Here is a 9,627-nt window from a genome sequence, read left to right as displayed (position 1 = left end):
TGGTCGATTTGCTGTCTTACCGGGAGCCTCGCCCCCATCGATCTCCGACCCCCCTACCCTCGCTGACCTGGAAGATCAGGTTGAAAAGGGCTCAATGAAGGCACCCGCAAATTCGGGGGCCGTCGAAGCCTCGTGATCGATACAGGCGAGACTCTAGAAAGGACAGCAATCTGTGAGTGGTCCTTGTCAACTGGATGTGTATGCGTTGGTCTGCATGATCCGGAAGAGTTGGCGTGCGGTGTAGCGCTTGAGGCAGCGCAGGATCTCCTTCGGGGTGAGTCCCTCGGCGGTGCGTTGTGCGATGTAGGCGCTGGTGGCTGGGTATGCCGCGGCAGCGGGGATGGCCGCGAGTCAGTGCTGTGGCCTGCCAGATCGGACGCGGACACCACGGCGGCGTGGTTCAGCGACACGACGCCGTCTGGCCGTCGAGAGCCAGCCGATGTCGCCCCGGACTACCGCAACCTCGGCTGGCCCGGCCGCCTCAATCCGGCTCGACGTCGAAGGTGACCTCTTTCGTCCGCCAGCGCGACGGCCGGCCGAGCAGTTGAACGGTCCAGTTCCATTCGTCGACGTACGTGGTGCCGTCGGCCGTGGTTAGGTCGAACTCGCAGGTAGCCTTTACATTCTTGGCGGGGTCCTTCGCGATGTAGTCGTAGTCCTCCTGTGCGACGGCCGCCTTGTTGCGGACCAGGTAGTTGAAGAACGCCTCGGGTGAGGTCACCACCGGCATGTAGCAGATCTGGCCGTGATATTTGTCCTCGGGATCGACGCCCTCCTTGTTGGAGGTGGTGATGTACGCGTCGGTGGCGCTGCGCACGACGGCCGGGTCGAAGCCGGCCTCGATCCACTCGGCGCGGGTCTGATAGGCCCAGAGGTCCTTCTTATTCTTCAGGTCGCCCTTGCCGAAGGTCTTCGCCCGGGCCGCCTCCCATTGCGCCTCGGACGTGTTCTTGTTGGCGTCCTCCTCGTCGCCGGCGTGCTCCAGCACCCAGTCGCTCAGCATCGCCTGGTACAGCGACCGGTCGCCGGTGTTCTTGGCACCGGCCACTGCCGGCTTGTCGCGTCGCAGATCCTGGCCGATCGCGTCCACCTTGGCCTTGCTACCGGCCCCGGCGAGGTTCGTCTGGACGGCGTCGAACGCCCTGCGCTGCTGCTGGCGGCCGGCTTCGGCGGCGTCGCTGAACTCCTCGTGCTTGGCCTCGGCCTGCTTGCCGGTTCGTTCGGCGGCGTCGCGGCCGGCCTGGTCGATCTTCTCGGCGGTGTCGTCGAACAGGTAGGAGTAGACGACCGAGGCGATGGTCTCGACCAGCAGGCCGATCACGAAGCCGATCACCGTGCCGACCGGCCCCGCGAACGAGCCGATCAGGGCACCGGCGATCGCCGCCGATCCCTTCTGGATCACGTTCTTGCCCAGCTCGGTGAGAAGGTTACCGACGAAGTTGGAGGCTGCCTGGTCGAAGACCCCGGGATCCCAGGACAGCCGCGGGTTCTGGCTGGTGGCGCCGATGAAGGCGATCCAGTTAGTGGTTATCCATCGTCGGACCGCCTCGATGGTGGTGAGGGAGTCGTCGTTCCACTGGTTGAGCGCCTGCTGGGTCGCGTTCTTGTCGGGTCGTTCGGCGTCCGGCGCGACGAGCTGGCCCTTGACTACGTCGCTCTTCCAGCCGTCCGGTTTGAGACCGGCCCACTTGCGCATGACGTCGATGTCGCGCTCGACCGTGTGGTCCCAGCCGGCCGGGACCTTGATCGGTGAATTCTTCGTGCCCTCCTGGTTCTGTTCCGCGACCCAGCCGAGCATGCGGCCCAGACTTCGGCTGGCCAGGTCGACGTCCTCGGCGTTGTCCCTGCCTGGGGTGAGGCCGCGGGCGTAGGCCAGGTCGCGGCTGATGAGAGGCGCGGCCGCGGCGATGCGTTCGGGGCTGGGCGGCTCTTCGGCCATCGCGTCGTCGCAGGAGGCCCGGACCGCGCGCAGCGCCAGGACGAGGCCTTGGTCGCGCTCCTGGCGGGTGTTGGTCCGTGGCTTCGCCGGCGGCTTGGGGGTGGTGCCGGCCCAGCGGGTCAGCGGCGCCATGTGCGGTTGCAGCGCCCGGACCTGGGCGCTGGCCCCGAAGCCGTAGCTGTCGCCGTACTCGACCAGCTGGGTGACCGGTGCCAGCACGGCGGCGGCGTCGGCCGTGAATGGCTTGAGATCGGTGACGCCGGCGAGCAAGGCCTCGACCATCGCGAGGTGGGTGGCAGCGCCTTCGAGATGCATCCGGAAGGCCGACTTGTCGAAGCGGCGGGTCTCGTCGGGCTCCAGCTGGCTGTCGATCAGCCGGTCCATGGCGCGTTCGGCCTCGGCGGCGTCCCACCGGGCCTCGCGCAGCGCCAGCGTGATCCGCTTCGACACGTCCTGGGCGGCGCCCGGCGCACGCTGCACCGCCGCATCGTCATAGCCGGGCGGGCGAAGGAGCGACGCGGTGGCAGCGTTGCCGACGCTGCGTTGCAGGCGAACGACGTCCACGGGACTCATCCGGCCGACTGGCGCCGGGGGAGAGCGCCGGCCGTCGACGACGCGCGGGCGGCGATCCACGGAGGGCCGCGCCGCCGCCTCGTCGGCCCTGACCTGGAATTCGTGTGCCATGAGGACACTCTCGGCACGACCTGATCGGCGGGCAAGGGCGACGATGTTGGTCCGACAGACGGGTATCCGACCGATGGAGGATCAGGAGGTCGAGCCGGCGGCGAAGGGTTGAAGCCGGCCCATCCGTACGTCGATGTCGGCCGGAAGCCGCCAACGGCAGAAGCCGTATGACGTTCAGCGACGTACACACCGAAGATCTGCTCACGGGAATGAGAACAGCCATGTCGATCTCGCCACCGCCGATCCCTGACTGCCCTTCCCATTCTGGTCGCGGCCGGCTGAGTCATCGCGCGGTGGTATCCCGCCCGCCGGCGCCGAACCAGCTGAGCCGTCAGCCGTCACATCACCATTGATACGCGCAGGACTTGCCCCTACCTGTCTTGCGCGACAGCGTCTGTCGCGTGGTTCCGCGCGTGGTGGTCACCACGGTCGACCGCGACGGACGTCTGGCCGACAAGACACCAGTCACCCATGTCGGCTGGTCGCCGGGCGACACGGTCGGGCTGCATACCCGAGTCGGCTCCGTCATCGTCGCGCGGCCACGCCGGCAGGGGTTGACACCCGGACGGTCGACCCGACCGGCGCCCCGGCCACGGGGGCCGCCACCAGGACGCCGTGGTGTACGCCGACCTCGAGGTGCTGCCCAGGCTTCCAGCCGAGAGTCCGGACGATGCCGCGGTCAGCGACCCGGCCGCCGCGGTCGACCGGGCTCAACGCGCAGGCGATCGGCGCCGCCACCACAAGGGCGCCGAGGCCCGCTAGAGGTAGCGGCCCGCGCGCCGCCTGGGCGGGGCCATGACGGGGACGGGGCGCCGGACCACTCGCGGGGATCACAGGAGAGATGACAGGGTGTTCACGAGGACCATCCCCGCCGACCGGCCGCGTGATGCGGCTCTGTGCGGAGGAAAGGGTGCTCAGAGATGTCTGAACACCACCACGGGTTTCTACGCACCCATGCGGATATTCTGTGTCCGAGGGGGAATTTGAACCCCTACGCGGTTCACTCATGCTCTGCATGAGTGTCATGCCCTCCATTGCACCCGCGGGTCTTCGGCGTGCCCACGCACCGTTTTCCTTTGTGTAGGCGTCTGTTTTCGACCGTACGAGCGGCCTTGTGCGGTGGTAATGGACTCAGCCGTCAATCATCCGTTCGCTTTTGACAACTCGAAGCCGAGGTGCCAAATGCACTAGGAGGCTTGCTCACGGGCCAGCGAACAAGGACACCAGTTCGCGCTTGAGAATTTTGCCGCTGGGGCCGGTCGGGAAAACGCTGACGAACTGGACGCGGCGGGGGTACTTGTGGGCGGACAGGCGGGTCTTACTCCAGTTGACGATGTCGTCGGCCAGGGTGGGAGAGGCATCGTGCGCAGGGGTCGGAATGATGACCGCACACACCTCCTCGCCCAGCACGGAATGCGGCAGGCCGATCACCGCCACCTGCTCGACGGAGGGATGTGCGGTGAGGACCTCTTCGATCTCGCGCGGGTGGACGTTGTGCCCGCCCCGGAGAATCAGCTCCGTCTTGCGGCCGACAACCCGGAGATAACCATCAGGGCTCAGCCGGCCGAGGTCGCCGGTGCGGAACCAGCCGTCGGTGATGACTTCGGCGGTCAGGTCAGGGCGGCCGAGGTAGCCGACCATGACGTTGTCACCGCGGGCCACTATCTCGCCGGTCGTCCCGGCCGGCAGCAGGGTGGTGCCGGTGGCGTTCGGCTCGGCGACGCCGATGGTGACGCCGTCGATGGGCACGCCGACCGTTCCGGGGCGGCACGGGACGCCAGGATGGTTGTATGTCAGGCTGGTGGCCGTCTCGGTGGCGCCGTAGCCCTCGTACACGGGACAGCCGAACACGCGCCGGACGTCGTGGAAGGTGGTGACCGGCAGCGCCGATCCGCCGCTGTAGACCCGGTCGAACCCGGGTACCGGGCCGCCGGCGGCCACCGCGTCGAGCATCTTCAGATACATCGTCGGCACGCCCATGAAGACGGTGCAGTGATGGTCGACGGCCAGCCGCAACGCCTCGGTCCCGGTGAACCGGGGCATCATCACCAGCGTGATCCCGGCGTGGACGGCGGTCAGCAGGCCGCAGATCTGGCCGAAGCTGTAGGCCAGCGGCAGGCCGCCGAGGAGCACGTCGTCGTCGCGGAATGCGTACGGGATCGCGCGCATCCCGTGGACGTTGCTGAGGATGTTGCGGTGGCTGAGCATCACGCCCTTCGGCGTGCCGGTCGTTCCGGACGTGTAGAACACCACCGCCAGGTCGTCGGGGGAGCGCGGGACGAGGCCGTCGAGCAGTTCCGGGGTGTCCAGCAGGGCGTCGGCGGGGATGATCGTCGTACCGTGTGGGCCGGCCGCCTCCTCCGCCCTAGCCCGCAGCGGGCCTGCGCAGATCAGAAAACGCACGCCGGCGTCGCTCAGCACGTTGCCGATCTCGGACACCGATGACGTGGGATTGAGCGGGAACGCGACCGCGCCGGCCGCCAGCACCGCGAAGTAGGCGCGGGGAAAGTCCAGGTCGTCCTGGACGAGGATGGCCACCGGCAGCCCGGGGCGGACGCCGTGCCAGCTCAGCGCGGCGGCGTACCGGCGGGACTCCTTCCAGAGCGCGGCGTACGTGACGCGCTCGGTCCCGCAGATCAGGGCCGGGTGGTCCGGCCGCCGTACCGCCGCGTCGGCCAGCACGGCGGCGACCGAGGTGGTCACCGTGGCGACTGCCGGGCCGGTGCGGACGGGATCTCCAGTTCCTTCCACAGCTGCTGCACGGCGGCGGCGAATTTCTCCACCTCGGCCGCCTCGTGGACGGCGCTGGGGGCGACGCGCAGCACCTCCTCGCCGGCCCGGACGCTGGGCGCGTTGATCGGCTGCACGTAGATGCCGTGCCGCTCGATCAGCAGCCGGGAGGCCTCCTTGCACTTGCGGTCGTCGCCGACGAACACAGACACGATATGCGACTGGTCCGACACCAACGGCACCTCGGCGTCACTGAGCAGGCGCTTGAGCAGGGCGGCGTTGCGGGCCAGCCTCTCCCGCTCGACCTCCGACGAGCGCAGGTGACGGACCGATGCCAGTGCCGCGGCGGCGGTCGCCGGCGGCATCGACGTGGTGAAGATGAAGGCCCGCGAAAGCATCCGGACGGCGTCGATCATGGCGGCCGGCCCGGCGATGTAGCCGCCGACCGTGCCGAAGGCCTTGGCCAGCGTACCCATGATCACCGTGAACCGGTCGACGACGCCGTCGCGCGCCGCAATGCCGGCGCCCTGCGGGCCGTACATGCCGACCGCGTGGACTTCGTCCAGGAAGGTGCTGGCGCCGTACTTCTCCGCGAGCCCGGCCGCCTCGACCAGTGGGGCGATGTCGCCGGCCATCGAGTGCACCGATTCGAGGACGATGAGCTTGGGCCGGTCCGGTCCGGCCGTGGCGAGCAGCTCCTCCAGGTGGGCCATGTCGTTGTGGCGGTAGATGAACTTGTCGGCCCGGCTGCGCCGCAGTCCGTCGATGATGGACGCGTGATTGAGCTCGTCGGAGAACACGGCCGTGTCGTCCGGATTGCCGGCCAGCACGGTCAGCGCCCCGTCGTTGGCGGCGAAGCCGGAGGTGAACAGCAGGGCGGATTCCTTGCCGTGGAAGTCGGCGAGCTCGGCCTCCAGCTCCACGTGGTACGGGTTGGTGCCGCCGATGTTGCGGGACCCGCCCGAGCCCACGCCGTAGGTGTCGATGGCGGCCCGCGCTGCCGCCAGCACCGCCGGGTGCTGTCCCATGCCGAGATAGTCGTTGCTGCACCAGACGCTGACCTCGGTCGGCGTGCCGTCGCGGTTCGCGATCGCGCTGGGGAAGCTGCCGGCCTGCCGGCCGATCTCGAGAAATTCTCGTTTGAACGCTATGTTCTCCGGTGAGTCGCTTCGATCGATGAAGTGACGCAGGTGACTGGCCAACGTGGATTCCTCTACCTCTCGGCCCGGTGGCGGCTACGCAGGAGCTCCCGGTCGGGCTTCCCGGTGCGGTTCAGCGGGATCTCGTCCAGCACGACGATGTCCTGGGGTACGTGCGCCGCTGACAGTGCTGCGCGAACATGCGCGTTGATCTGGTCGGTGGTCACCGCACTGCCCGGACCGAGGACGACCGCGCAGTGCAGGGACTCGACGAAGTCGTCGTCACGCCGGCCGTACACCACCGCGTCGCGTACGCCGTCCATGCCGAGGATCTCCTGCTCCACGGTCGCGGGATGAACCTTGGTGTACTGAACCTTGACGACCTCGGCGACCCGGCCGAGCAGGTAGAGGTAACCATTCTCGCCCAGGTGCCCGAGGTCGCCGGTCGCGTACCAGCCGTCCCGCACGACCCGCGCGGAAAGGACCGGGTCGTTCCAGTAGCCGTCCATCACGTGGGGTGTCCGTACCCAGATCTCGCCGACCTCGCCCGGCGGGAGCTCGATGTCCGACTCCGCGTTCCGCACACTGATCTCCACGTGCGGGAACGGCTGCCCGGCGCTGGCGGACAGCTCGGGGTCGTGATGCTCGCGCGGATAGAGAAGGGTGAGTCCGCCGGTCTCCGTGGTGCCGTAGCTCTGCAGGAGGATCGGGCCGAGGCGGCGGACGGCCCGGGCCAGGCGGGCCGGTCCGGGGGCGCTGCCGGTGTAGATGAGCATCCGCAGGCCGGCCAGCCCGGCGCCGGCTGGTGCCTCGCCGTTCCGGTCGAGATGGTCAGCGAGCTGAGCGACGTGGCCGGTGCCCAGGAAACTGATCGTGACCTTGTACCGGACGACGTCGCCGGGGAAGCGTTCGGCCTCGAAGCCCTCCCGGAGGACGACTGAGCGGCCAGCGGTGATCATCGCGTCGACGAACGGACCGGCCGTGTGGCTCAACGGCATGTTGAGAAGCATCACGTCGTCGTCCTGGGTCGGCGGTGTGCGGCGCACCAGGCCCGCCCAGGCCCGGCCGGACACCCGGATGCCCTTGGGACGTCCGGTGCTGCCACTGGTGAACAGGATCACGGCGAGCCGTTGCGGGTCCCACGGCACCGGCGTAGCTGTGGGCGTGCCGTCCGTCCCGGGGGCGCGGTCGACCGGCGCGAGCACGACGACCGGGGTACGGGCGCCGGCGGCCAGTGCGGCCGCGCGGCCCCGGTTGTCCTCGTCGGTGTAGAGAACCGCCGCGCCGGTGTCGTCCAGCATCCTGACCCGGTCGGCCGTCGACAGCACCGCTGCGTTGGAGCCCGGGTTGGTCGTACGCAGATAGCAGACGGCCGCGCCGCGAAGGTTGGCCGCATACCGGGCGACGAGCATGTCGGAGTGGTTCGGTTCGACGAGAACGGCCACCACGCTGCCCGGTCCGACGCCGAGCCGGCCCATCGCGTGGTAGGCGGCGGTGACGGCGGCGACGAGCTCGCCCCCGGTCATGTCGCGGTCGTGCCGGTGCAGGACCGTCTGTTCGGGCCGGACGGTCAGGGCCGTGAGGAGATCTGCCGCGTACCCGCCGATCCGGGTCCACCAGGCGGGAGCCAAATCATCGATCTGCGCCGATCGGGCGGGGTGATGCATGGGGCCGATCCTGGCATGCCGGACGCTCCCGTTCGCGCGAGCCGGCCCATTCGTGCACGATCGCTGCCCCATGGGTGCGACCGGTATGCCGCGATTCGGAGACCGTCCGATATGTCCGGGTAGGACTACTCATCTTGGTGATGTGGGGTCGTCGCCGACCGGACGAGACTGTGTCCCGACCTGTCGGTCGCGGTCGGCCGATGCCCCGGGAAATCGAGGTACGACATTGCCTTCGGACGTCCGTACCGTCAGCGCCGCCGACATCTTCGGCGCCGCCTTCGACATCGACCCGCACCCGGCCTTCGCCCGGCTGCGCGAGTCCGGCGCCGTCCACCGGGTCGAGTTCAACAACGGCCGCAGCGCCTGGCTGGTCGTCGGGTACGACGCGGCGCGACAGGCGTTCCTGGACCCGCGGCTGTCCAGCAGCACGCGCGTGGCCGACTCGGCCTTCCAAGCGATGCAACAGAGTCAGGGCCTGCTGAACATCGACGATCGGCTGCCGATCCTGCTCTACAGCGACCCGCCGCATCACACCCGGCTGCGCCGGATCATCACCCGGGAGTTCACCACGAAGCGGGCCGAGGCGCTGCGCCCTCGGGTGCAGTCCATCGCCGACGGTCTGATCGACGCGCTTCCGGTGAGCGGTTCGGTCGATCTCATGGAGGCGTACGCCTACCCGTTACCCAGCGCGGTCATCTGTGAGCTGCTGGGCGTGCCGCACGAGGACTGGAAGGTCTTCAGCAACTGGTTCAACGTGCTGATCTCACCGTCGGTCGAGGCGAACTACGGCGAGATGAGTCATACCCTTCGCGAGACGTGGGCGTACTTCACCGAGCTCATCGGTCGGCACCGGCAGAACCCCGGCACCGACCTGCTCAGCGCCCTGGTCAGCGCGCGGGCGGACGACCGGCTCAACGACAGCGAACTGGTCGCGATGGCGCTGCTGCTGGTGGTCGGTGGGTTCGAGACGACGGCGACGCTGATCGGCAACGGTGTACTGGCCCTGTTGCGCCACCCTGAGCAGCTGGCGAAGCTCCGGGCCGATCCTGCGCTGGTCCCGGGTGCGGTCGAGGAGATGCTCCGTTTCGGCGGTCCGGCCAAGGTGTTCCCGCCGCGTTACGCCCGCGAGGAGACGGTCATCGCCGGCCAGCCGATCGTTCGGGGGGACCAGGTCTTCGTCCTGATGGCATCGGCCAATCGCGATGCCGGGAAGTACCCGGACCCGGACGCCTTCGACGTCACCCGGGACGCCTCCGGCCACATGGCCTTCGGGCACGGCATCCACCGCTGCGTCGGCGCGCCGCTGGCCCGCATCGAGGCGCAGATCGCCATCGCGGCCCTGCTGGATCGACTCGGGCACGCCCGGCTCGACGTACCGGTCGAGGACCTGGTCTGGCGGGAGGGGCTGACCGTGCACGGCACTGTCGCACTGCCGATCCGGTTCGACGCGGCTCCGCCGGCGTAGCCG

The 9,627-nt window shown here is 68.9% G+C and carries 6 protein-coding genes; 2 read left to right on the top strand and 4 right to left on the bottom strand.

The genetic code is table 11. The annotated features are described in order from the left end of the window. Positions 1–481 precede the first annotated feature (481 nt). Positions 482–2,503 carry a hypothetical protein gene (locus ACGFIO_RS42135; protein ID WP_392836349.1) on the bottom strand — a complete coding sequence of 674 codons (2,022 nt, stop codon included), beginning with the start codon at positions 2,501–2,503 and terminating at the stop codon, positions 482–484. 738 nt (positions 2,504–3,241) lie between these two features. Between ACGFIO_RS42135 and ACGFIO_RS42130 the strand changes: the two genes are divergently transcribed. Further along, positions 3,242–3,385, top strand: a complete 144-nt coding sequence (locus ACGFIO_RS42130; RefSeq protein WP_392836348.1) for a hypothetical protein — start codon at positions 3,242–3,244, stop codon at positions 3,383–3,385. 438 nt (positions 3,386–3,823) lie between these two features. Here ACGFIO_RS42130 and ACGFIO_RS42125 read toward each other — a convergent pair whose 3' ends face one another. The 3 genes from ACGFIO_RS42125 to ACGFIO_RS42115 are packed head-to-tail and all read right to left on the bottom strand — an operon-like array spanning position 3,824 to position 8,159. Continuing rightward, complete coding sequence (locus tag ACGFIO_RS42125; RefSeq protein WP_392836345.1) at positions 3,824–5,326, bottom strand: AMP-binding protein; 1,503 nt, start codon at positions 5,324–5,326, stop codon at positions 3,824–3,826. Further along, the gene (gene hemA, locus ACGFIO_RS42120; RefSeq protein WP_392836343.1) at positions 5,323–6,555 is read right to left on the bottom strand and encodes a 5-aminolevulinate synthase; all 1,233 of its coding nucleotides are present in this window, start codon (positions 6,553–6,555) and stop codon (positions 5,323–5,325) included. Before hemA ends, ACGFIO_RS42125 begins: the two co-directional genes overlap by 4 nt. 11 nt (positions 6,556–6,566) lie before the next feature. Further along, positions 6,567–8,159 carry a class I adenylate-forming enzyme family protein gene (locus ACGFIO_RS42115; RefSeq protein ID WP_392836341.1) on the bottom strand — a complete coding sequence of 531 codons (1,593 nt, stop codon included), beginning with the start codon at positions 8,157–8,159 and terminating at the stop codon, positions 6,567–6,569. 226 nt (positions 8,160–8,385) lie between these two features. Between ACGFIO_RS42115 and ACGFIO_RS42110 the strand changes: the two genes are divergently transcribed. Next, a complete protein-coding gene (locus ACGFIO_RS42110; protein WP_392836339.1) occupies positions 8,386–9,624 on the top strand; it encodes a cytochrome P450 in 1,239 nt (412 codons plus the stop codon). Positions 9,625–9,627 lie beyond the last annotated feature (3 nt).

Source organism: Actinoplanes sp. NPDC049265 (genome assembly GCF_043197135.1).
GTDB lineage: Bacteria > Actinomycetota > Actinomycetes > Mycobacteriales > Micromonosporaceae > Actinoplanes.
Note: the sequence above shows the minus strand (reverse complement) of the source record. Positions and strands in the feature narration are given on the sequence as shown.